The organism is Duganella sp. AC237 (assembly GCF_979254035.1).
The window spans coordinates 5,342,985-5,365,272 of the sequence record NZ_CEEDEW010000003.1 but is presented as its reverse complement, the minus strand read 5'-3'; the positions used below and the strand labels follow the sequence as shown (position 1 = coordinate 5,365,272).

At 65.9% G+C, this 22,288-nt stretch carries 19 protein-coding genes; 12 read left to right on the top strand and 7 right to left on the bottom strand.

Features of this window, described 5'->3' with window-relative positions; genetic code table 11:
• Window positions 1-15: 15 nt before the first annotated feature.
• From AC0IYS_RS23795 to AC0IYS_RS23775, 5 genes are all read right to left on the bottom strand, one after another.
• Complete coding sequence (locus tag AC0IYS_RS23795; RefSeq protein ID WP_471707497.1) at window positions 16-2,112, bottom strand: bifunctional 2',3'-cyclic-nucleotide 2'-phosphodiesterase/3'-nucleotidase; 2,097 nt, start codon at window positions 2,110-2,112, stop codon at window positions 16-18.
• Between the two features lie 171 nt (window positions 2,113-2,283).
• Window positions 2,284-4,050 carry a DUF3443 domain-containing protein gene (locus AC0IYS_RS23790; protein ID WP_471707496.1) on the bottom strand — a complete coding sequence of 589 codons (1,767 nt, stop codon included), beginning with the start codon at window positions 4,048-4,050 and terminating at the stop codon, window positions 2,284-2,286.
• A gap of 8 nt (window positions 4,051-4,058) precedes the next feature.
• Window positions 4,059-4,532 (bottom strand): DUF2844 domain-containing protein, encoded by a 474-nt coding sequence (locus tag AC0IYS_RS23785; protein ID WP_471707495.1) that lies wholly within the window; start codon window positions 4,530-4,532, stop codon window positions 4,059-4,061.
• 143 nt (window positions 4,533-4,675) lie between these two features.
• Window positions 4,676-7,081 (bottom strand): TonB-dependent receptor plug domain-containing protein, encoded by a 2,406-nt coding sequence (locus tag AC0IYS_RS23780; protein ID WP_471707494.1) that lies wholly within the window; start codon window positions 7,079-7,081, stop codon window positions 4,676-4,678.
• Window positions 7,082-7,240: 159 nt separating this feature from the next.
• Window positions 7,241-8,035 carry a PhzF family phenazine biosynthesis protein gene (locus tag AC0IYS_RS23775; RefSeq protein WP_471707493.1) on the bottom strand — a complete coding sequence of 265 codons (795 nt, stop codon included), beginning with the start codon at window positions 8,033-8,035 and terminating at the stop codon, window positions 7,241-7,243.
• Between the two features lie 58 nt (window positions 8,036-8,093).
• Between AC0IYS_RS23775 and AC0IYS_RS23770 the strand changes: the two genes are divergently transcribed.
• The 3 genes from AC0IYS_RS23770 to AC0IYS_RS23760 all read left to right on the top strand — a co-directional run bounded on the left by AC0IYS_RS23770 (window position 8,094) and on the right by AC0IYS_RS23760 (window position 12,966).
• Window positions 8,094-11,273, top strand: coding sequence for an error-prone DNA polymerase (locus AC0IYS_RS23770; RefSeq protein WP_471707492.1), 3,180 nt, complete (start codon window positions 8,094-8,096; stop codon window positions 11,271-11,273).
• Window positions 11,274-11,484: 211 nt separating this feature from the next.
• On the top strand, window positions 11,485-12,165 hold the full coding sequence (locus AC0IYS_RS23765; RefSeq protein WP_471707491.1) for an isochorismatase family protein: 681 nt from the start codon (window positions 11,485-11,487) through the stop codon (window positions 12,163-12,165).
• Between the two features lie 213 nt (window positions 12,166-12,378).
• Window positions 12,379-12,966: a hypothetical protein gene (locus tag AC0IYS_RS23760; protein WP_471707490.1), complete on the top strand. Its 588-nt coding sequence runs from the start codon at window positions 12,379-12,381 to the stop codon at window positions 12,964-12,966.
• Window positions 12,967-13,048: 82 nt separating this feature from the next.
• On the opposite strand, the gene AC0IYS_RS23755 is transcribed toward AC0IYS_RS23760, so the two are convergent.
• Both AC0IYS_RS23755 and AC0IYS_RS23750 read right to left on the bottom strand, forming a co-directional pair.
• Window positions 13,049-13,228 (bottom strand): hypothetical protein, encoded by a 180-nt coding sequence (locus AC0IYS_RS23755; protein ID WP_471707489.1) that lies wholly within the window; start codon window positions 13,226-13,228, stop codon window positions 13,049-13,051.
• Entirely contained in the window at window positions 13,228-13,650 is a 423-nt protein-coding gene (locus AC0IYS_RS23750; protein ID WP_090314957.1) for a PRC-barrel domain-containing protein, read from the bottom strand. The genes AC0IYS_RS23755 and AC0IYS_RS23750 overlap by 1 nt, the downstream gene beginning before the upstream one ends.
• 222 nt (window positions 13,651-13,872) lie before the next feature.
• On the opposite strand from AC0IYS_RS23750, the gene AC0IYS_RS23745 reads away from it, so the two are divergent.
• The 9 genes from AC0IYS_RS23745 to AC0IYS_RS23705 all read left to right on the top strand — a co-directional run bounded on the left by AC0IYS_RS23745 (window position 13,873) and on the right by AC0IYS_RS23705 (window position 22,279).
• On the top strand, window positions 13,873-15,567 hold the full coding sequence (locus AC0IYS_RS23745; protein ID WP_471707488.1) for a CTP synthase: 1,695 nt from the start codon (window positions 13,873-13,875) through the stop codon (window positions 15,565-15,567).
• Window positions 15,564-16,418, top strand: a complete 855-nt coding sequence (kdsA, locus tag AC0IYS_RS23740) for a 3-deoxy-8-phosphooctulonate synthase (RefSeq protein WP_471707487.1) — start codon at window positions 15,564-15,566, stop codon at window positions 16,416-16,418. Before AC0IYS_RS23745 ends, kdsA begins: the two co-directional genes overlap by 4 nt.
• Window positions 16,419-16,553: 135 nt before the next feature.
• Window positions 16,554-17,837, top strand: coding sequence for a phosphopyruvate hydratase (gene eno, locus AC0IYS_RS23735; RefSeq protein WP_463449435.1), 1,284 nt, complete (start codon window positions 16,554-16,556; stop codon window positions 17,835-17,837).
• Between the two features lie 52 nt (window positions 17,838-17,889).
• Window positions 17,890-18,219: a cell division protein FtsB gene (ftsB, locus tag AC0IYS_RS23730; RefSeq protein ID WP_471707486.1), complete on the top strand. Its 330-nt coding sequence runs from the start codon at window positions 17,890-17,892 to the stop codon at window positions 18,217-18,219.
• 159 nt (window positions 18,220-18,378) lie between these two features.
• Entirely contained in the window at window positions 18,379-19,233 is an 855-nt protein-coding gene (locus AC0IYS_RS23725; RefSeq protein WP_471707485.1) for a hypothetical protein, read from the top strand.
• 69 nt (window positions 19,234-19,302) lie between these two features.
• Window positions 19,303-20,241 (top strand): L,D-transpeptidase family protein, encoded by a 939-nt coding sequence (locus tag AC0IYS_RS23720; RefSeq protein ID WP_471707484.1) that lies wholly within the window; start codon window positions 19,303-19,305, stop codon window positions 20,239-20,241.
• 69 nt (window positions 20,242-20,310) lie between these two features.
• Window positions 20,311-20,928, top strand: coding sequence for a DUF1349 domain-containing protein (locus tag AC0IYS_RS23715; protein WP_471707483.1), 618 nt, complete (start codon window positions 20,311-20,313; stop codon window positions 20,926-20,928).
• Window positions 20,928-21,647, top strand: a complete 720-nt coding sequence (locus AC0IYS_RS23710) for an aspartate/glutamate racemase family protein (protein WP_471707482.1) — start codon at window positions 20,928-20,930, stop codon at window positions 21,645-21,647. The genes AC0IYS_RS23715 and AC0IYS_RS23710 overlap by 1 nt, the downstream gene beginning before the upstream one ends.
• Window positions 21,644-22,279 (top strand): glutathione S-transferase, encoded by a 636-nt coding sequence (locus AC0IYS_RS23705; RefSeq protein WP_471707481.1) that lies wholly within the window; start codon window positions 21,644-21,646, stop codon window positions 22,277-22,279. Before AC0IYS_RS23710 ends, AC0IYS_RS23705 begins: the two co-directional genes overlap by 4 nt.
• Window positions 22,280-22,288: the final 9 nt, after the last annotated feature.

Below are 22,288 nucleotides of genomic sequence, written 5' to 3'. Positions count from 1 at the left end.
TCGCGCTCCCCGGGTTTATTTGCTCAGATCGATCGTGTACTTGGCGAAGCCGCTCGCGTCCAGCGCGCCCTCTGCGGTGACGGCGGTGATGCCGCTGCTTTTGGCCAGCGCCAGGTGGCCCGGCGCCGAGCGCAGGATCACCGGACCGGCGGTGGCCGTCTTGACGAAGCTCCAGCTGCGCGCGCTGCCGTTGCCGGCCAAGGTGACCTTGCCGGTCGACGCCCCCAGCGCGGCCAGGTAGTTGCTCACCACGGTCTGGTTGGCGTCCGGCGACTTGATGATGGTCTTGCTGCCGTCGATGCCGGGCACGGCGCCGCCGCCGCCGGCGCGGTAATCGTTGGTGGCGACGATGAAGTCGTCGCCGTCGGCCACCGGCTTGCCCAGGTACGTCAAATTGACGATGCGCGCGCCGGCCGGCTTGGTGACGTCGATCTGGTAGGTCAGCGCGTTGTTCTCGGCGTAGAACACGTCGTAGTTATAGATGGTGCCATAGCTCGGCACCAGGTCCTGCTCGGCCGTCTTGGCCGGATCGATCTGGCCGAACTGCTTGGCGGACGTCTCCAGCCATGCCTTCAAGTCCGAACCCTTGATCTTGACCGCCTGCAGGTTGTTATTGCTGTACAGGTAAAGGTCGCCCGGATTGCGCACCTGTAGCCCGACCGGCGCGGCGGCGCTGGCGCCCGGCGCGACGTCGGTGAAGTCGGACGGCCCGTTGCGCCCGGCCTTGAACGGCGCGCTGCACGAGATCACCGGAATATTCTTGTAGCTGGCGAGGGTGGCATCGGTGCTGGTGGCGATGAATTTTTTGACGTAGTCGAGCTGCGCCTGGTTGACCAGCTGGATCGCGCTGACGTCGCCGGCCAGCGCGAAGTAGGCCGACATCTCGAAGTCGGTGGCCACGCCCAGCGGCTGCTTGGCGTAGGCGATCGTGGCGGCGTGCTCGGCGGCGACCAGCGGCGCGATGGCCGGATCGGCCTTGACGTTGGTGGTGCCGTCGGTGTACTTGAAGCCGCGCGACTCGACCGTCGTCCTGGCCGGCTGCACCACCCACTTGCCGCCGGTGTAGGCCAGCGTCATCTTGATGATGCCCAGGCGCCGGCCCCAGCTTTGCGCCATGACGGTCGGCACGCCGTTGACGAAGCCGTTGACGGCGTCGATCTTGGCGCTGGCCGGGAAGGCGGCGAACGAGGCGTCCAGGGCGGCGGCCCCCGGCTCCTTGCCTTTCGGGAAGATCAGGTGCGAGTGGCCGATCAGCAGCGCGTCGATGCCGGTGGTGGTCAGGTGGTAGCTGCCGTTTTCCATCTTCGGGCTGTACGGACTCGGATCGAGGCCGCCGTGCGACAGCGCCACGACCAGGTCGGCGCCCTTGGCGCGCAGCTCGGGCACGTACTGCTTGGCCGCCTCTTGCACGCCGGTGACGGCGACCTTGCCGGCCAGGTTCTTCTGGTCCCACTCGAGGATCTGCGGCGGCACAAAGCTCAGCAGGCCGATGTTCATTTTGACGTCGAACTTGCCGCCGTCGGGCGCGGTGGCCGAGAAGGTGCGCGGCAGCAGCACGTACGGCTGCACGATCGGCTTGCCGCTGGCCACGCCGGTGACGTTGGTCAGGGTCAGCGGGAAGGCCGGGGCGCCGCAGGTGCCGCTCGGCTTGGCCACGCCGGGGATGCCGAAGTCGGTGTTGGTGATCTGGCTCAGCAGCGGCAAGCCATAGTTGAATTCGTGGTTGCCGAAGCCGCCGCCGTCGTACTTCATGGCGTTCATGGCCTTGTGCACGGCCATCGTCTCCGAACACGGGATCGGCTTGGTGACGGCCTGCAGGTCGCCCAGCAGGGTGCCCTGGATGGTGTCGCCGTCGTCGAGCAGCACGTTGTTGGGGGTCTCGGCGCGGGCGGCGGCCACCAGGGTGGAAGTGCGTTCGAGGCCCAGGCTGGTGTCCTCGGCCAGCGAGTAATAGTTATAGCTCATCACGTTGGCGTGGATGTCGGTGGTCTCCATCAACGCCAGGGTCACGGTGGTACCCTCGGGAATGGCCGGCACCGGATTGGACTCGCCGCCGCAACCCACCACGCCGGCCGCCATCAACGCCGCCACCATCACCGAATTCGTTCTCATCGCATCCCCAAAAATGTATAAAAATCAAGGTGGCGACTTTAACGAAACTACATGACCGCGTTGTGACAAACCGCAATAAACTGCGGGGTCAAGTCTAACATTCATACACGAGCTCGGCCGTGCTGCGGATCAGCACGTGTTGGAATGTTAGACTTGACCCCGACTGTTGGGTCAGTAGGCCCACAGCGGGCCGGTCTTGCCGTTGACCGTATGCCCTTCCATGACGACGAACACGCGGCGGCCGTAGAAGAATGGCAGGCCCCAGTCGAAGGCGTCGCCGTTGCCGGCGGTGGAAATGCCGGCAAGGGGGCCGCCCACGTGCGCGGCCTGGACGGTCGACGCCAGTTGCACCAGGTTGACGACGTTGAAGGCGACCGTGCCGCTGGCGCTGCCGTCGGCGGCCGTGTTGGTCGCGCTCAGCGCCAGCGCTGCGGCCGGGCAGAAGAAGTCGCCCCCCGAGCAGGTGCGGATCGTCGCGTCGGTGAAGAAGTAGCCGTTCGAGCCGCTGTCGATGAAGCTCGAGCCGTACGTTTTGCCCTTGTAGGTGGTGCTGAAGTCGCCGCCGCTGTCGGTCTTGAACACCGTTTCGCCGGCGATGGTGTTGTTGGCTTGCGTGTTGACGCCGAAGATCAGGGTGCCGCTGACCGACGTCAGGCCGGCCGCGCCCACCGCCGGCAGGCTCACCAGCACGCCGTTGTTGTTGACGGCGAACGCTGCGACCGGATTGCTGATCTGCGAGGCCAGCGGCATGGCGCTGGCCGTGCAGGTGCCGCCGGCGGCGGAACCGCAGGCGTAGTACACGCCGGATATGGCCGCTTGCGCGCAGGCGCTGCCGCAGTCGTGCTGGAACAGGCCGACGCCAAGGATGCCCTTGGCGCCCATGGCCGCCAGGGTGCCGAGGTTGTTGCCGGCGCTGCTGCACGTCGCGGGCGTGGCGGCGTAGCTGGCGCCGCTGTCGCCGATGACCTGGATCGGGATGCCGGCGGCCACCTCGTCGGCCATCTTGACGTCGGCCCGGCGCACCGCGCCCCAGGTGTAGCCGCTGATGAACTTGCCGCATTCGGCGGCGTCGGCGCCGGACGGGGTCTTGACGGCCGGCAGCGCCAGGCCCGGGTCGAGCGCGGACGCCAGCAGGCGCAGGCCGTAGGAGCCGGTGTCGAGCAGCACGTGGTCGACCGTCTGGCAGGTGGCGGTGCCGGGCTGGCACACCGTCACGTTCACGTAGGGCACGTTGATGACGCCGCCCACCCCGGCCGGGCCGCTGTCGACGCTGATGGTGGTGCTGTTCGACAGCGCCGCCGTCACGCTCAGCGAGGCGCTGGCGCTGGCGGCGCCGCCGTCGCCGCTGCACGCCAGGCTGTAGGTGAAGTTGCCGGCGCCGGCAGGGGTTACCGTCACCGCGCCGGACGTGGCGCGGGCGCCGCTCCAGGCGCCGCTGGCGACGCAGCCGGTGGCGTTGGCCGACGACCAGCTCAGCACCGAGGTTTGGGCGGTGGTGATGTTGGCCGGCGCCAGGGCCAGATTGGTGGTGGGGGCGGGCGGCGGGGTGCTCACGACCACGTCGGCGGTGCCGCTGGCGCCGCCGCAGGTGAGCGTGTAGTTGGCCGTGCCGGCGGCGCCGGCGGTGACCGTGAGCGTGCCGCTGGCGGCGCGCGCGCCGCTCCAGGCGCCGGAGGCGACACAGCCGGCGGCCGGCGGATTGCTCACGCTCCAGCTCAGGGTGACGACCTGGCCGCTGGTGGTGGCCGTCGGTGTGGCGCCGATGCTGACCACCGGCGTGGCGGCGACGACGCCGGCGTCGGCCTGGGTGGTGGTGGTGGTGGTGGTGGCCGCCGTGCCGCCGCTACCGCCGCCACAGGCGCTTAGCGCCAGGCAGAGCAGAGCGGCGGCCAGGCGGGCGGTCCAGGGCGCGCCGGCGCCGTGCAAGGGAAATCTCATGCGGTGTCCTAGTCGATGGTGGCGGTGTCGAAGCCGGCCGGCAGCGCGCTGGGAATCCAGGCGTGGCCGCCGAACGCGCGCATGTGGCCGCTCGAGACCAGCACCATGTCGGACTGGTTGAGCGCCAGCTGCGAGTGGCCGGCCCGGGCCCGCTGGCCGGCGGCGCCGGTCATGACGGCGAACTTTTCGCCCAGCAGGGTGCGCAGGTCCGGCAGGATCGGGCCGCGCCAGCTGACGGCGAACACCTTGCCGGCCGTGTCGCTGTATTCGCGCACGACGGTGCCGCTGTCGAGGGTGCTCTGGCTGACGGTGTAGACGGCGTCGGTGGTGGCGGCCGTCGTGGCGGCCCCGGTGGCGGCCAGGCGCCGCGCGGTGGTGGCCGGCGTGCCGCCGAAGTCGGACGGCGAGCCGCCCAGCGCCGCGTAGGCGAGCGCGCCTTGCAGCAGTGTGAGGAATAACATGAGGGCGATCGCGTGGCGCATGGCGTGCTCCGTTGCCTTGAATAAAGACCAGTGTAGGCCGTGATCGGGTTGAATTGCGTTAGTGAAATGTAAGCAAACGTAAAGCTGTTTAAAGTCGCCAATAAAAAACGGCGCCCGCAGGCGCCGTCGTTAAGCCAGCTGGATTAGAACCGCACCCACAGGCGGCCGAAGTAGGAGGCGCCGTTGAGGCCGAACTGCACGCTCTCGTACTTGAAGCCGTTGTCGGTCTGGTCCGGGTCCTGCGAGGTCGGCTTGACGTTGAAGATGTTGTTGCCGCCCAGGGTGAACTTCATGTTCTTGTTGATCGTGTAGGTGAAGCTCAGGTCGGCCGAGGTCTTCGACTCGTAGCGCTGGTTGGCCACGCCGTTGGCGGTGCCGTCGAAGGTGCCCAGGGTCTGCGGACCGAAGTGGATGATCTTGAAGTCCGTCTCCAGCGCGCCGGTGACGAAGTCGAAGCCCAGGGTGACTTTCGATTTCGGCGCGCCCTGCTCGATGTACAGGCGTTCCTTTTCCGACAGCAGCACGTCCTCGAAGCCTTGCAGCGCGGCCGGCGCGTGGATGCCGGTGACCTCGGTCTTGCTGGCGTTGAGGGCCAGGTAGGTGGTCAGGCGGTTGGCGCCGAAGTTGGCCTTGTGCGAGGCGGTCAGGTCCAGGCCTTGCGTCTTGGTGTCGACCGAGTTGACGAAGAACTGCGCCTCGCCCACGCCCAGCGCGGCCAGGCGGTCGGCCAGGTCGGGGTAGTTGTCGGCGTTGAAGCGGCCCGACAGCACGATGCGGTCCTTGATCTTGATGCGGTACAGGTCGGCCGTGACGGAGATCGCCTCGCTTGGCGTCCAGGTCGTGCCTAGGGTGAAGCTGGTCGATTTTTCCTCTTTCAGTTTCGGGATGCCGGCCGCGTTGGCGACCACGCCGCCGTTGGGCGCGAGCACCACTTCCTTCGGCACGCCGCCGATGAAGTCGGTGAAGGTGGTCGACAGGTGGCTTTGCTGCAGCGACGGCGCGCGGAAGCCGGTGCTGGCCGAGCCGCGCAGCAGGGTGCTTGGCGCCACGCGCACCGAGCCGGCCAGCTTGCCCGTCACGGTCGAGCCGAAGTCGCTGAATTTCTCGTAGCGCACCGCCGCCTGCGCCTTGACCTTGTCGGTCAGGTCGGCCTCGAGGTCGAGGTAGGCGGCGTTGCTGTGGCGCTTGGCCGTGGTCTCGTCGCCGGGCTGGAAGCCCGGGAAGCCCTGGCTGCCGGCGTTGCCGCCGTTGCCGACGCCGTCGGCGTCGATATAGGAGCCGCGTTCGCCGGCGAAGATCTTGAATTCCTCGCTGCGGTATTCGCCGCCGAAGGCGACGTTCAGGCCGCCACCGAGCACGCCGTCGTAGTAGCGCGACAGGTCGACGTTGGTGGTCAGCTGCTGGAACGAGAAGCCGCCGGCGTCGAAGGCGCTGGCGCTGACGCCGCGCCCGCCGTTGAGCAGGTCCTGGTTGGCGATCGACGCGTTGATCGTGTTATTGATGTTGTACATCATCTTGTTGTAGCCGTACGTCTGCGACAAGTCGGTGTTCCATTCGCCCAGCTTGATGCGGTGGCCGACGGTGGCGTAGCGGTCGTCGATCTTGGCGTCGATGAACGGCACGAAGCCGTTCGGGTACATCGCCGCCGAGTTGCGGCTCGGGATGTCGTCCGAGCCGACGCCGCCGCGCGCGAACGCGGCCGACGAGCCGTCGCGCTTCTGGGCGCCGGCGGTGAAGTAAAGCTTGCCCGTGCCGGTGGTCGGCAGTTCGCCGTTCAGATAGATGGTCTGGTTTTCGGTCTTGGTGTCGCCGATGATGCGCGGGTTGTCGGCTTCGGCGCGGTTCGAGCGGCCACGGTCGAGGTATTCGCCGGTGATGCCGACCACGCCGCCGTTGCCGATGCTAAAGCCGCAGTAGGCCGAGCCCAGGTAGTTCTCGCCGTCGCCGGCCGAGTACTGGCTGTAGCCGGCGATGGCTTCGCAGCCCAGGCTCTTTTTGAGGCCGATGTCCATGACGCCGGCGATCGCGTCCGAGCCGTACTGGGCGGCGGCGCCGTCGCGCAGCACCTGCACGTCCTTGATGGCCAGCATCGGAATGGCGTTCAGGTCGGTGCCGGTGTTGCCGCGGTTGCGCGCACCGAACAGGTTGACCAGCGCGGTGGTGTGGCGGCGCTTGCCGTTGACCAGCACCAGGGTCTGGTCCGAGCCCAGGCCGCGCAGCGCGGCCGAGTCGACCAGGTCGGCGCCGTCCGAGCCGCTTTGGCGGGTCGAGTTGAACGATGGCGAGATGTAGGTCAGCGATTGTGCCAGGTCGAACTGGCCGCCCTGTTCGGAGACCTTGTTCATCGGGATGATATCGACCGGCACCACGGTGTCGGTGGCCGACGAGGTGGCGCGGCGCGAGCCAACCAGGGTGACCGTTTGCATGGGAGCGGCGGCGGCGTCTGCCGGCGCGGTGCTTTGCGCGTGGACGGCGGGGCTCAGGGTCAGCGCGGCGGCGCCGTAGAGGGTGAATAAGACGGCGTTGCGTAAGGTGGTGTTGGCTGGCACGTTTCGGCTCCCATGAAAAATTTGATTCTATTCAAATAATTTATATTGATATGGGTTTTCTGCCAATTTTGCGTTTAAACACTATTTAGTGTTGTTTTGACGCGCCAACTAGTCCCGGGGCGGATGCCCGGGTACGTAGTGTTACGGAGGCCGGACCGGTCAAATGAACTCGGCGGCACCGCCTATTAATATGTGTTCGGCGCCGACGCCGCTGGGGCGGGCCCGGATGCGGCATGGCTGGCCGAGGTTGGCGCCCTGGTACAAGGTCACGTCAGCGCCCAGGTGGACGGCGAGGGCGCCGGCGGCCACTCCGGTGGCGGCGTCCTCCATCGCAGGATCGAGGTGGTTGAAGTTGCGGCCCCCCAGCGCGCCGTCGGGCCGGCGGCACCAGGCGTAGCAGCCGTTGACGCCGTGCTCGCGGCCCCAGTCGGCGATGGCTTGCAGGTCCGGGCGCAGCGCTTGCAGGGTGGCATTGTCGGCCACCTCCAGCAACAATTTGGGACTGCCGACCGAGGCGACGACGGGCGCTGATGCCAGTTCGATCCCGGGCGCGGCCAGCAGACGCGCCGCCAAGTCGTTGGCGATCGCAGGCTGCGGCACCGATTGCGGCGCCAGTTCGACAAATACGTCGTTGCCATTCTCGGGCAACGTGAGCGTCAGCGGCTGGCCGCGCATGGCGGTGTGCACGGTCAAGCTCGGACGCTCCGGCGACAGCAGCACGCGCGCCGCAGCCAGGGTCGCGTGCAGGCACAGCGGGCTGCGCGTGTGCGGATAGTAATAGTCGAGCACGACGCCGCCGTCGGGCGCGGTGTCGACGAACACGCAGGCGGGCAGGGCGCGTTCGCGGGCAAAGCGCTGGCGCCAATCGGCGTCGCTGTGGTCGTGTTGGACGACGAGGGCGGCGTTGCCGCCGCCGGGGATGGTGCCGAAGCAAAGAAGTTGATGAATGAGCATGACTTGAGTATACCGTGCGCTTAGGGTGTAAAATACTGTACATAAACACAGTATGCCTATGAGCCCGCCACCGTCACCACTCCCGTCGTCGCAAGGACTGCCGGCCTATGCCGAGCTGTTCTGCATGAGCAACTTTTCCTTCCTGCAGGGCGCGTCGCGGCCGGAGGAGCTGGTCGCGCGCGCTGTCGAGCTCGATTATGCGGGGCTGGCCATCACGGATGAGTGCTCGCTGGCCGGCGTGGTGCGCGCGCACGCGGCCGCCAAAGAGGCCGGCCTCCCCCTGGTGATCGGCAGCCACTTCCACCTGAAGAACCCGGACGGCAGCGCCGCGTTGTCGCTCATCGCGCTGGCCAAAAACCGCGAAGGCTACGGCAATTTGTGCGAACTGATCACCATCGCCCGCAACCGGGTCGCCAAGGGCAGCTATCTGCTGACGCCGGCCGACCTGGCCGCGCCGGCGCCTGCCTATGCGCACTTGAAAGGCTTGCCGGACTGCCTGATGATACTGCTGCCGCACTACCCGGCGCACCAGCCCGGCGACGTCGACCGGCTGCACGCGCAGGCGGCGTGGATGGAGGCGACCTTTCCCGGGCGCGCGTGGATGGGGCTGAACCTGCTGCAGCGCGCCTTCGACGAGGCGCACCGCCTCAGCATCGACGAGGTGGCGTTGCAGCATGGCATGGCCGTGGTGGCGCTGGGGCAGGTGTGCATGCATGTGCGCTCGCGCAAGCCGCTGCACGATACCTTGACGGCGGTGCGGGTGGGCAAGCCGGTCGGCGAGTGCGGCTACGCGCTGGCGCAGAACGCCGAGCAGCACCTGCGCCCGCGTCTGCGGCTGGCCAACCTGTATCCGCCGGCGGCGCTGTTCGAGACCTTGCGCATCATGCAGGAGTGCACCTTCAAGCTGACCGAGCTGCGGTACGAATATCCGCGCGAGCTGGTGCCGGCCGGCCACACGCCGGCCAGCTACCTGCGCCAGGAGGTGTACGAGGGCGCGGCGTGGCGCTTTCCGGCCGGGGTGTCGGCCAAGGTGCGCGGTCAGATCGAGAACGAGCTCAAGCTGATCGCCGAGCTCGAGTACGAGCCGTATTTCCTGACCGTCTACGACATCGTGAAGTTCGCCCGCAGCCAGGGCATCCTGTGCCAGGGGCGCGGTTCGGCAGCCAACTCGGTGGTGTGCTTCTGTCTTGGCGTGACGGCGGTCGACCCCGAGCGCAGCAACATGCTGACCGGGCGGTTCATCTCGCGCGAGCGCAAGGAGCCGCCCGACATCGACGTCGACTTCGAGCACCAGCGGCGCGAGGAGGTGATCCAGTATATCTATAAAAAATACGGCGCCGACCGCGCCGCGCTGGCCGCCGTCGTCATCAGCTACCGGCCCAAGAGCGCGCTGCGCGACAGCGGCAAGGCGCTCGGCGTCGACCTCGCCATCGTCGAGAAGGTGGCCAAGTCGCACCACTGGTTCGACAGCCGGCACGACCTGGTCGGACGACTGGCCGAATGCGGGCTCGACCCGGACTCGCAACTGGCGCAGCAATGGGCTTCGCTGGCGATGATGTTGCTGGGATTTCCGCGCCACTTGTCGCAGCATCCGGGCGGCTTCGTCATCTCGCACGAGAAGTTGTCGCGGCTGGTGCCGATCGAGGCGGCCACGATGGAAGGGCGCTGCGTGATCCAGTGGGACAAAGACGATCTGGAGGAGCTCGGCCTGATGAAGGTCGACGTGCTGGCGTTGGGCATGCTGTCGGCGCTGCGGCGCGCGCTCGACCTGGTGTCGGCCCGGCGCGGCGCGCCCTTGGCCCTGCACGCCATTCCGTCCGAAGACCCCGCCACCTACGCGATGATGTGCCAGGCCGACACCATCGGCGTGTTCCAGATCGAGTCGCGCGCGCAGATGAGCATGTTGCCAAGGCTGCGGCCCAAGGTCTTCTACGATCTCGTCATCGAGGTGGCGCTGGTGCGGCCGGGGCCGATCCAGGGCGGCATGGTGCATCCGTATTTGCAGCGGCGCATCAACCCCAAGCTTATCGACTATCCGCCGGGCCTGAAGGAGGCGCTCGGTCGCACCCTCGGCGTGCCGATTTTCCAGGAACAGGTGATGCAGATCGCCGTCATCGCCGCCGGTTTCAGCGAGGGCGAGGCCGATCAATTAAGGCGCGCGATGGCGGCTTGGAAACGCAAGGGCGGCGTCGACAAGTACCATGCCCGCATCGTCGAGGGCATGACCGAGCGCGGCTACGATCCCGAGTTCGCCGAATCGATCTTCCGCCAGATCCAGGGCTTCGGCGAATACGGCTTCCCCGAATCGCACGCGGCCAGTTTCGCGCTGCTGACCTATGCCAGTTCCTGGCTCAAATGCCACGAACCGGCCGCCTTCCTGTGCGCGCTGCTCAACAGCCAGCCGATGGGGTTCTACAGTCCGTCGCAACTGGTGCAGGACGCCAAGCGCCACGGCGTGGTGGTGCGCGAGATCGACGTCACCATCAGCGGCTGGGAGTCGTCGCTGGAGGAGCCGGTGGGCAAGCTGGGACAGCCGGCGGTGCGGCTGGGCCTGTCGATGATGAAGGGGATGCGCGATGGCGCCGCCGAACGCATCGAAGCGGCGCGCGCCCAGGCGCCGTTCGCCAGCGTCGCCGACCTGGCGCGGCGTGCCGACCTGGACCGCCACGACCTGCAAGTGCTGGCCGCCGGCAATTCGCTGGTCCACCTGGCCGGCAACCGCCGGCAGGCGCTGTGGCAGGCGGTCGGCGCCACGCCGGACAAGGATTTGCTGCGGCCGACCACGCCGGACGAGGAGGCGCCCGTATTGAAGCCGCCGAGCGAGGGCGAGGAAATCCTCGGCGACTACCGCTCGCACGGCCTGACATTGGGACGCCATCCGCTGGCGCTGCTGCGCGCCAAGTTGCTGGAGCACCGTTTCCTGCCGGCGGCTACCCTGAACACCTACACCAACGGCATGCTGGCGCGCGCCTGCGGCATGGTCACGGTGCGGCAGCGGCCCGGCACGGCCAAGGGCGTGCTGTTCCTCACCCTTGAGGACGAGACCGGCAACGTCAACGTCATCATCTGGCCCAAACTGGTCGAGGAGCAGCGCCGCGAGGTGCTGGGCGCGCCGCTGCTGGGCGTGTACGGCGTCTGGCAGCAGGACGGCATCGTGCGCCACCTGGTGGCCAAGCGGCTGGTCGACATGTCGCACCTGCTGGGCCGGCTGCCGACCATCAGCCGTGATTTTTGTTGAGGTGGAATTTCCGGCGCGATGGCTGGCCGCAGTCGTACGCGCGCGGAATTTGAGGAAGCCGGGTGCCACAGGCCCCCATTTCGGGGGGAGTGCGGGGAGCGAACTGGCGCCGCAACGCCACCGAGGACACGAATTCAGGCAAGCTGATTGGACGCGCGTTCCCGATCGTCCGCCGTCACTGTCACCACTGTCCAATCAAGGAGAACCACCCATGCCAGACATTTCACACGCCAAACCCAGCGCCTTGCCCACAGGCGGCGGCGCCGCGCTGCTCGATCCCGCCGACACCCTGGTGCTGCTGTTGGACCACCAGGCCGGACTCTTCCAGACCGTCAAGGATATCGCGGTGGCAGACCTGCGGCGGAACGTGGAGACGATCGCCAGGCTGTGCACTTTGCTGAAGATCCCGGTGATCACCACCGCTTCGGAGCCGGCCGGCAGCAATGGTCCGCTGATGCCGGAGATCCACCAGTACGCGCCGCATGCCGTCTATGTGCCGCGCAAAGGCGAGGTCAACGCGTGGGACAACGCCGACTTTGTCGGCGCCGTGCGCGCCAGCGGCCGCAAGACGCTGGTGATGGCGGGCGTGTGGACCAGCGTTTGCGTGATGTTTCCCGCGCTCGACGCCGTGGCGGCAGGGTACGATGTCTACGCCGTCATCGACGCGTCCGGCGATCCGAGCGAGATGGTCTCGCGCGTCTCCGTTGCGCGCTTCGCACAAGGTGGCGTCAAGCCCACCGCGACCAACGCGTTGTTATCGGAGCTGCACCGCACCTGGGCGCGCCCGGAAGCGGCGGAGCTGGCCAAGCTATATGGCCTGGTCGCGCCCAACTATGCGGCGGTGGCGGAGAGCTATGCGCGCGCCCAGCAGGCGGTGCGGGACGCGGCCTAAGATCTGGGGCCCCCACCCCAACGGGCATATAAGGTGTCTGGTACAGGACCGTAAGAGGTGAAAGGGGCAATATCACACGACTCTATGCGGGAACCGTACTCTTTTGGTTGTCTGTTTCTGTCTCTTTTTGTCTTATTTGAACTCCAGCTCGGGCTCCGGGTCTAAAGAGACAGGAAGAGACAAAAACCGACAGAAACCGCAAGGAGAAAGAGTATGAATCCCCGACAGACTCGCTTACTCCCACCCGCCACTGAACTCCAGCTTGAAGAATTCCTGCGCAAGAGCGCCAGCTCTCTATCGGTCACCGAGGCGCTGGTGGCCGCCGTTAAATTCTGGATCGAGCGCGAGAAGGCGACCGCCCAGCCATCGCGCGGCTACCAATGGAAGATTTTATTTTTACCGGAGGGAACTCGCGTACGCATGCAATATGAGGAAGACTGGCACAGCGCCGAAGTGGTCGGTGATGATTTGATCTATCGCGGCCTTCCCGTGTCCCCGCATCAGTTGACCCAGGCCGTGGCCGGCGACGGCCGCAATGCCTGGCGGGATCTGTGGATACGCTTCCCTGGAGAAAAGAATTGGGCGTGTGCCGCGCAATTGCGCGCCCGTCTGCAAAAACGTGCCGCCACTACGCCGCCAACGCCGGCGGAAGCGATGGCTAACGCAGCCAAGACAATGAGCAATGCGCTGAACGCCGCACTGGTTTTGATCGAGCACGTCGACTTGCAGTCCCGAAACACTCTGGAGCGCCGCTTGCCCAAAAGCCGCCGTGAATACGATGAATTCGACGACATTCATTGATTAAAAAGACTTCGGCCGCACGCTTACACGGGCGGCCGAAGCCGTACTGCAACGATGCGAGGGCGGTGGTTATCCCGCCAACTCATCGCCTCTTGCGCCGCAGGTGCTCTGCCACCTGGTATTCACGACCGTCGGACCAGCTCGCCAGCGTGACGGGCACGCCGACCGGCGGCCGCGCCTGCGTCTGGCGCCGGCGCGCGATCCGCACCATCAAGGTCGCGGTCAGCGCGGCCGCGCCGGCCAGCATGATCAGGGCCGACATCACAGCGGACCGCTGTCGAGGTTGTCGTAGCGGGTGCCGTAGTAGCTATGGATCTGGCTCGCCCAGGTCTGGTTGGCCATGTTGGGCCAGTGGTCGGTGTCGAAACCGGGCGCGTTCTCGATGCGCTCCTTGTCGATGTTCAAGGTGAAGCGTTTGTTGACCGTGTCCAGGGTCAGCGCTTCCCATGGCACCGCGAACAATTTTTCGCCGATGGTCAGGATGCCGCCCGACGACATGACCGCATAGGCAATTTTGCCGGTGCGCATGTCGAGCATGATTTCCTTGATCTCGCCCAGGTGTTCGTTCTTCAGATTGTGAACGTGGTCGCCGATCAGCGTGTCTGCGCCCATCAGTTCAGGGCCGGGACCCTTGTTGCCGTTGTCGACATACATACCGTAAGCATCGCGTTCCGTGTAGCTCATGATGTTCTCCTCTAAGAATGAGTTGCCATTCTGACTTGGTTGATTGGGACGGTCTGTACGCTGAGACACAGTCGGATCGGATTGCCAAACCGGCCATTTTTGCCAGTCAGCTACGCTGAGTTTTCCGATCCGTAAGGGATTTTTCCGGGGCTGATGCTGATGAAATAACCGTTTTAGGGTATAATTTCAATTTCCCGCACGTGCCGTTCGGCACTATCTGCAATGACCAAATTTGTCTTCGTCACCGGTGGCGTCGTGTCTTCCCTTGGTAAAGGGATTGCCGCCGCCTCCCTCGCCGCGATCCTCGAATCGCGCGGCCTCAAAGTCACCATGCTCAAGCTCGACCCGTACATCAACGTCGACCCCGGCACGATGAGCCCCATGCAGCACGGTGAAGTGTTCGTCACCGACGACGGCGCCGAGACCGATCTCGACCTCGGCCACTACGAGCGCTTCATCTCGACCCGCATGAAAAAGGTGAACAACTTCACCACCGGCCAGATCTACGAATCGGTGATCCGCAAGGAACGCCGCGGCGAGTACCTGGGCAAGACCGTGCAGGTCATTCCGCACATCACCAACGAAATCCAGGACTACATCCGCCGCGGCGCCGAAGGCTACGACGTGGCCCTGTGCGAAATCGGCGGCACCGTCGGCGACATCGAGTCGCTGCCGTTCCTGGAAGCCGCGCGTCAGCTGAGCCTGCGCGCCGGCCGCAAGAACACCGCCTTCGTCCACCTGACCCTGGTGCCGTACATCGCCTCGGCGGGCGAACTGAAAACCAAACCGACCCAGCACTCGGTGCAGAAGCTGCGCGAGATCGGCATCTCGCCGAACGCGCTGCTGTGCCGCGCCGACCGCCCGATCCCGGACGACGAACGCGCCAAGATCTCGCTGTTCTCGAACATCGAAGAGCAGGCCGTCATCTCCGTGTGGGACGTCGACACCATCTACAAAGTGCCGCAGATGCTGCACGACCAGGGCCTCGACGCCATCATCTGCGAGGCGCTCGACATCAACCCGCCGCCGGCCGACCTGTCCGTCTGGAGCCGCCTGATCTACACGCTCGAGCATCCGAAGAGCGAAGTGTCGATCGGCATGGTCGGCAAGTATGTCGATCTGACCGAGTCGTACAAATCGCTGACCGAAGCGCTGCGCCACGCCGGCATCCACAACGAATCGAAGGTCAACATCGAGTACATCGATTCGGAAGAGATCGAGACGACCGGCTGCGCCGCGCTGGCCAAGTACGACGCCATCCTGGTGCCGGGCGGCTTCGGCAAGCGCGGCGTCGAGGGCAAGATCATGGCGGCGCAATTTGCCCGCGAGAACAAGATCCCGTACCTGGGCATCTGCCTGGGCATGCAGGTCGCGCTGATCGAATACGCGCGCCACATGGCCGGCCTGACCACCGCCAACTCGACCGAGTTCGACCTGGAAACCTCGCAACCGGTGGTCGCCCTGATCGACCAGTGGCAGGGCCAGGACGGCAAGGTCGAAACGCGCGACGCCAACTCCGATTTGGGCGGCACCATGCGCCTGGGCGCGCAAACCTGCGCGATCAAGCCGGGCACCCTGGCGGCGGAGATCTACGGCCCGGTCGTGACCGAGCGCCACCGCCACCGTTACGAGGCCAACAACCACTACCTGCCGCGCGTCGAAGCGGCCGGCCTGGTGGTGGCGGCCCGCACGCCGACCGAGGACCTGTGCGAGATCATGGAATTGCCGCGCACCGGCGACAATTCGCACCCTTGGTACATGGGCGTGCAGTACCATCCGGAATTCAAATCCACCCCGCGTGACGGCCATCCGCTGTTCACGTCCTACATCAAGGCGGCACTGGCCCACAAGGCAGCCGGCGGCAACCGCCCGCACGCCGTCGCTGAGAGCACTGCGTTGCAAGGAGATGCGGCATGAAACTTTGTGGCTTCGAAGCCGGCCTCGATCAGCCGTTCTTCCTGATCGCCGGCACCTGCGTGATCGAATCGCGCCAGATGGCGTTCGACACCGCCGGCGCGTTGAAGGAAATGACGGCCGCGCTGGGCATCCCGTTCATCTACAAGTCGTCGTTCGACAAGGCCAACCGGTCGTCGGGCACGTCCTACCGCGGTCCCGGCCGCGACAAGGGCCTGGAGATCCTCGGCGACGTCAAGCGCGAGCTGGGCGTGCCGGTCCTGACCGACGTCCACTCGATCGACGAGATCGCCGAAGTGTCGGCCGTGGTCGACGTGTTGCAGACGCCGGCCTTCCTGTGCCGCCAGACCGATTTCATCACGGCCTGCGCGCAGTCCGGCCTGCCGGTCAACATCAAGAAGGGCCAGTTCCTGGCCCCGCACGACATGAAAAACGTCATCGACAAAGCACGCGCGGCCGCCAAGGCCAAGGGCTTGCCGGACGACGTCTTCATGGCGTGCGAGCGCGGCGCCTCGTTCGGCTACAACAACCTGGTGTCCGACATGCGTTCGCTGGCCATCATGCGCGAATCGAACTGCCCGGTCGTGTTCGACGCCACCCACTCGGTACAATTGCCGGGTGGTAACGGCACCTCGTCGGGCGGCATGCGCGAGATGGTGCCGGTGCTGTCGCGCGCGGCTGTTGCCGTCGGCGTGGCCGGCCTGTTCATGGAAACCCACCCGAACCCGGCCGAGGCGCTGTCGGACGGCCCCAACGCCGTGCCGCTGGGCCGCATGAAGGAACTGCTGTCGACCCTGATCGAGCTGGACCGCATCACCAAAAAAGCCGGTTTCCTGGAAACTAGCTTCAACTAAAGCAATCGCAGGCAAAAATGCCCGGCGCGCGTTGGCAAACCCCTCTGCGCCGGGTTATATTCCCGTTATCCTTAAATTGTCCATCATGCAACACGCGATGGGCAAACACGTTTTCGTCTAACTTTGGAGAATGACATGAGTGCTATTGTTGATATTATCGGCCGTGAAATTATCGATTCGCGCGGCAATCCGACCGTCGAATGCGACGTCCTGCTCGAATCGGGCGTCATGGGCCGCGCCGCCGTGCCATCGGGCGCCTCGACCGGTTCGCGCGAAGCGATCGAACTGCGCGACGGCGATCCGAAGCGTTACTTCGGCAAGGGCGTGCTGCAAGCCTGCGAAAATATCAACACTGAAATCTCGGAAGCGATCATGGGCCTCGACGCCAATGAGCAAGCCTTCCTGGACCGCACCCTGATCGATCTGGACGGCACCGAAAACAAAGGCCGCCTGGGCGCCAACGCCATGCTGGCCGTGTCGATGGCCGTGGCCAAGGCCGCGGCGGAAGAAGCCGGCCTGCCGCTGTACCGCTACTTCGGCGGCTCGGGCGCGATGCAACTGCCGGTGCCGATGATGAACGTCATCAACGGCGGCGCCCACGCCGACAACAACCTGGATATCCAGGAATTCATGATCATCCCGGTCGGCGCCCCGTCTTTCAAGGAAGCCGTGCGCTACGGCGCCGAGGTGTTCCACACCCTCAAAAAGATCCTGCACAAGAAGGGCCTGAGCACGGCCGTCGGCGACGAAGGCGGTTTCGCCCCATCGCTGGCCAACCATGAGGAAGCCATCAAGCTGATCATCCAGGCCATCGAAGAAGCCGGCTACGAGCCTGGCACCCAGATCGCGCTGGGCCTGGACTGCGCCGCCTCCGAGTTCTACAAGAACGGCAAGTATGAACTGGAAGGCGAGGGCCTGTCCCTGACGGCCACTGAGTTCACCAACCTGCTGGCGACCTGGTGCGACAAATACCCGATCATCTCGATCGAGGACGCGATGCACGAAGGCGACTGGGACGGCTGGGCCATCCTGACCAAGGAACTGGGCAAGAAAATCCAGCTGGTGGGCGACGACCTGTACGTCACCAACACCAAGATCCTCAAGGAAGGCATCTCGAAGGGCATCGCCAACTCGATCCTGATCAAGATCAACCAGATCGGCACCCTGACCGAAACCTTCGCCGCCATCGAAATGGCCAAGCGCGCCGGCTACACGGCCGTCATCTCGCACCGTTCGGGCGAGACCGAGGACTCGACCATCGCCGACATCGCCGTTGGCCTCAATGCCCTGCAGATCAAGACCGGCTCGATGTCGCGTTCGGACCGCATGGCGAAATACAACCAGCTGCTGCGCATCGAGGAAGACCTGGGCGACATCGCATCCTATCCTGGCCGCGACGCGTTCTACAACCTGAAGTAATGCAGTCAGCGGCCGCCGACGTCCGGCGGCCGCGTTCGAACCCGAATCGACCATGCGCCTGATCACCCTCGCCCTGGCAGTGTTGCTGCTGCTGATACAGTACCCGCTCTGGCTGGGGAAGGGCGGCTGGCTGCGCGTGGCCGATCTCGAAGCGCAAGTGGGCACGGCGCATAAAAAAAACGCCGAACTGCTGGCTCGCAACGCCAAGCTCGACTCCGAAGTGCGCGACCTCAAGGACGGCACCGGCGCCGTCGAAGAACGCGCCCGCTACGAGCTCAGCATGATTAAACAAAACGAAATCTTCATCCAGATCGTCGGCAAAGGCCAAGCCGCGCCGCCGGTGCCGCTGGCCGCCCCACCAGCCCCGCCAGCCGACCACTAACCCTGAATATGTTCTAAAACACGTAGGGCGGATTAGCGCAGCGTAATCCGCCAAGCGCCGTCGATGGCCCATGCCAACCCCCGTGACATTTCGCTAGATTTCCACATGGAAATAAACGCTATGATACCGACGAGCATCCAGCGAAGTGACCATACCGCCATGACCCAAGCCCCAGCACCAACCCGTAGACCAGCGGCCCGCCGCCAGCCCGGCCGCCTCCGCGCCGCCTTTGCTTGGGCGGCCACGCTCGTGGCCACCGCGCTGGCGCCACTAGCCGCCGACGCCACCTGCATCCCCGTCCGCGTCGGCTACATGGACCAGCACCGCCCCCCATACTGGCTGGGCGAAGGCACCGTAGTCCCCGATCCGCCCGGCGCCGCCGTCGACCTGATGCACGACGCCGTGCTCGGCGCCGGCTTCGGCTGCCCGCCGGTCTGGGTGCGCCTGCCGATCGCCCGCCTGCGCGTGGCGCTGGCCAGCGGCGACATCGACATGTCGCCCATGGGAGAGCTGCCGGTCTATCCGCCGGAGATAGCGCTACCACGCGACAAGGCCGGCAACATCGACCTCGACCGCGCCATGCACAACGCCCTCATCGTGCTGGTGCGCGCCAGCGACAAGCTACCGGCCAGCACCCAGCCGATGCAGCACTTCAAGGGCAAGCTGCTCGGCGTGGCGCAAGGCCAAAGCTACGCCCCCCGCCTGCGCGACGCCGGCCTGACGATCGACGACGGCGCGCGCGATCTCGAGCGCAACCTCGAAAAGCTGCGGCTCGGACGCATCGATGGCGTAGTCGTCGCCGCCGTCTCGCCCGAACACCTGAAGGCCACCTTGGCGCGCTACAAGGGGGCCTTCGTCCAACTACCGCAGCCGCTGATCAACACCCGCGTCTGGCTCGCCTTCAACGACAACTTCTACCGCGCCCACCCGGCGCAGGTGGAGGCGCTGTGGACCTGGCTCGACGTCAACCGCCACCGGCTCGGCTACGTCATGCAGAAATACCGCAAGCAATAGTAGTGCGCGATTTGGGCCCGCGATTTGGTAGAATCCGGGTCCCTCATCCCGACCACCTCCAGGCCTGATTTGTCGAAGACGCTGTTTATAACCACCGCGACCATTACGCTCGCGCTGGCCGGTATCGCCGCCGCAACCCCTGTCACCGCAGCCAACCCCGCCGCCGGCGGCCACGACCTGCTGCGCGCGCAAGTGCTGCTCGACCGCGCCCATTTCTCGTCCGGCGAAATCGACGGCAGCAAGGGCAGCAACCTGCGCAAGGCCGTCATCGGTTTCCAGAAACTGCACCAGTTGCCGCTGACCGGCGTGCTCGACACCGCCACCTGGGCCGTGCTATCGACCGACACCGCGCCCGTGCTCGACGTCTACACCGTCACCGCCGGGGACGCGGCCGGCCCGTACCGGCCGGTGCCGGCCACGATGGCCGACAAGGCCAAGCTGCCGGCGCTCGGTTACGCCAGCATGGCCGAGGCGCTGGGCGAAAAATTCCACAGCAGCCCCGAGCTGCTGCGCCGCCTCAATCCCGGCAAATCGTTCACCCGGGCGGGCGAGCAACTGCTGGTGCCGAACGTGATGTCGGCCAAGCCGCTGCCCAAAGCGACCTCGATCCTGGTCGACGCCGGCGACGGCACCTTGACCCTGCTCGACGCCGGCGGCATGCCGATCGCGCAATTCCCGGCCAGCACCGGCAGCGCCCACGACCCGCTGCCGGAGGGGCGCTGGGAAGTGCGCGGCATCGCCGTCAACCCGCAATACCGCTACAACCCCAAGCTGTTCTGGGACGCCAAGGCCGGCGACGCCGCCGCCCAGATTCCGGCCGGCCCCAATAACCCGGTCGGCGCTGTCTGGATCCAGCTGAGCAAGCCGCACTACGGCATCCACGGCACGCCGGAGCCGGGCAAGATCGGCAAGACCCAGTCGCACGGCTGCATCCGCCTGACCAACTGGGACGTCCAGACGGTGGCGCGGGCCATCTCGCGCGGCGCGGTGGTGTTGTTGCAAGGTTAGCGGACGGAATAGGGCGAGCCCTTTCCTTTGGTACACTAGCGCACGGCCACCACCAGACTAGGAAACCGGATGAGCGACACCCCGCTGCACGAAACCTTCGCCGACACCATGCTCAGCCCAAGGCTGCAATGGCATTGCGAGCCTGCCCACTGGCAGGTGGACTACGCTGCAAATAGCCTGCGCATCCACACCGACGCCGCCACCGACTTCTGGCAGCGCACCCACTACGGCTTCCAGGTCGACAACGGCCACTTTCTGCACCTGCAGGCCGAAGGCGACTTCGTGCTGACGACCAAGGTCACCTCGCGCCCGGCGCACCAGTACGACCAGGCCGGGCTGATGGTGCGGCTGTCGTCCGGTTGCTGGCTCAAAACGTCGGTCGAGTTCGAGCCGGACGGCGACAACCGCCTCGGCGTCGTCGTCACCAACGGCCATTATTCCGACTGGTCGACCCAGCCGCTGGCCAAGGACATCGACACCGTCTGGTTCCGCGTGCGCGCCGAGGACAACGACTGCATCGTCGAATCGTCGCTCGACGGCGAGCAGTGGACGCAAATCCGCATGGCGCACCTGCACGAGCGCGCCGGCGCCGAGTCGGTCGCCTGCGGGCTGTACGCCTGCAGTCCCAAGGAGTCCGGCTTCGAAGCGGAGTTCTCTTTCCTCAGCTTCATTCCTGGGCGCATCTGATGAAGACCATCGGCCTCATCGGCGGCATGAGCTGGGAATCGACGGTGCCGTACTACCGGCAAGTGAATCAAACGGTCAAGGAGCATTTGGGCGGGCTGCACTCGGCCAAGGTCGTGCTCGTTAGCGTCGACTTCCATGACGTGGAGAAGTTACAGCGGGCCGGCGACTGGGACGCGGCCGGCGCGCTGCTGGCCGACGCCGCCCGCTCGCTGCAGGCCGCCGGCGCCGACTTCATCGTGCTGTGCACCAACACCATGCACAAGGTCGCGCCGGCCATCGAAGCGGCCGCCGGCATTCCGCTGTTCCACATCGCCGACCCCACGGCCGCCGCCATCAAGGCCGCCGGCCACACCAGGATCGGCCTGCTCGGCACGCGCTTCACGATGGAGCAGGCGTTCTACAAGGACCGGCTGCGCGCGTTGCACGGCCTGGACGTGATCGTCCCCGAAGCGGACGAACGCGACATCGTGCACCGGATCATCTACGAAGAACTCTGCCTCGGCAACGTTGTCGAGGCCTCGCGCGGCGAGTACCGCCGCGTCATCGCCGCGCTGGTGGAGCGGGGCGCGCAGGCCATCATTTTGGGTTGCACCGAGATCTCGCTGCTGATCGCCCAGGCCGACGCGGCCGTGCCGCTGTTCGACACCACCGCCATCCACGCCCGCAAGGCCGCCGAGTTTGCGCTCGGCCTTCCACCCGACACCACGGAGAAAAAATGAAACTGATCGGCATGCTCGACTCACCTTATGTCCGCCGCGTCGCCGTATCGCTGCAATTATTCGGCGTGCCGTTCGAACACCAGTCGCTGTCGGTGTTCCGCACCTTCGACCAATTCCGCCAGATCAATCCCGTGGTCAAGGCGCCGACCCTGGTGACCGGCGACGGCACCGTGCTGATGGACTCGACGCTGATCCTGCAATACGCCGAAACCCTGGCTACGCCGGAACGGCGCCTGACGCCATCCGACCCGGCAGCGCTGCTGCGCTCGCTGCGCATGCTCGGGCTGGCCCTGGCCGCCTGCGACAAGGGCGTGCAAATCGTCTACGAACGCAACGTGCGCCCGGCCGAAAAGCTGCACCAGCCGTGGGTCGAGCGCGTCACCCTGCAAATGCTGTCGGCCTTCGACGCGCTCGAAGCCGAGCAGCGCGAGAAGCCGCTGATCCTCGGTGGACCCGGCACGGAACATGGCGCGATCATGACCGCAATCACCTGGCATTTCATGCGGCAAATGCTGCCCGAGCTGGTGGCCGCCGAAAACTATCCGGCGCTGGACGACTTGTCGCGCCGCGCCGAGTCGCTGCCGCAATTTGCCGCCGCGCCGCACGGCGACAGCACCTATTCCCCCAACTGACTTTTCCGG

Coding starts and splice junctions, on each gene's coding strand:
- AC0IYS_RS23715 (WP_471707483.1), top strand. CDS start 20,311: ATGAGCGACACCCCGCTGCACGAAACCTTCGCCGACACCATGCTCAGC.
- AC0IYS_RS23710 (WP_471707482.1), top strand. CDS start 20,928: ATGAAGACCATCGGCCTCATCGGCGGCATGAGCTGGGAATCGACGGTG.
- eno (WP_463449435.1), top strand. CDS start 16,554: ATGAGTGCTATTGTTGATATTATCGGCCGTGAAATTATCGATTCGCGC.
- AC0IYS_RS23785 (WP_471707495.1), bottom strand. CDS start 4,532: ATGCGCCACGCGATCGCCCTCATGTTATTCCTCACACTGCTGCAAGGC.
- AC0IYS_RS23755 (WP_471707489.1), bottom strand. CDS start 13,228: ATGTCGGCCCTGATCATGCTGGCCGGCGCGGCCGCGCTGACCGCGACC.
- AC0IYS_RS23750 (WP_090314957.1), bottom strand. CDS start 13,650: ATGAGCTACACGGAACGCGATGCTTACGGTATGTATGTCGACAACGGC.
- AC0IYS_RS23705 (WP_471707481.1), top strand. CDS start 21,644: ATGAAACTGATCGGCATGCTCGACTCACCTTATGTCCGCCGCGTCGCC.
- ftsB (WP_471707486.1), top strand. CDS start 17,890: ATGCGCCTGATCACCCTCGCCCTGGCAGTGTTGCTGCTGCTGATACAG.
- kdsA (WP_471707487.1), top strand. CDS start 15,564: ATGAAACTTTGTGGCTTCGAAGCCGGCCTCGATCAGCCGTTCTTCCTG.
- AC0IYS_RS23725 (WP_471707485.1), top strand. CDS start 18,379: ATGACCCAAGCCCCAGCACCAACCCGTAGACCAGCGGCCCGCCGCCAG.
- AC0IYS_RS23790 (WP_471707496.1), bottom strand. CDS start 4,050: ATGAGATTTCCCTTGCACGGCGCCGGCGCGCCCTGGACCGCCCGCCTG.
- AC0IYS_RS23760 (WP_471707490.1), top strand. CDS start 12,379: ATGAATCCCCGACAGACTCGCTTACTCCCACCCGCCACTGAACTCCAG.
- AC0IYS_RS23770 (WP_471707492.1), top strand. CDS start 8,094: ATGAGCCCGCCACCGTCACCACTCCCGTCGTCGCAAGGACTGCCGGCC.
- AC0IYS_RS23795 (WP_471707497.1), bottom strand. CDS start 2,112: ATGAGAACGAATTCGGTGATGGTGGCGGCGTTGATGGCGGCCGGCGTG.
- AC0IYS_RS23775 (WP_471707493.1), bottom strand. CDS start 8,035: ATGCTCATTCATCAACTTCTTTGCTTCGGCACCATCCCCGGCGGCGGC.
- AC0IYS_RS23765 (WP_471707491.1), top strand. CDS start 11,485: ATGCCAGACATTTCACACGCCAAACCCAGCGCCTTGCCCACAGGCGGC.
- AC0IYS_RS23745 (WP_471707488.1), top strand. CDS start 13,873: ATGACCAAATTTGTCTTCGTCACCGGTGGCGTCGTGTCTTCCCTTGGT.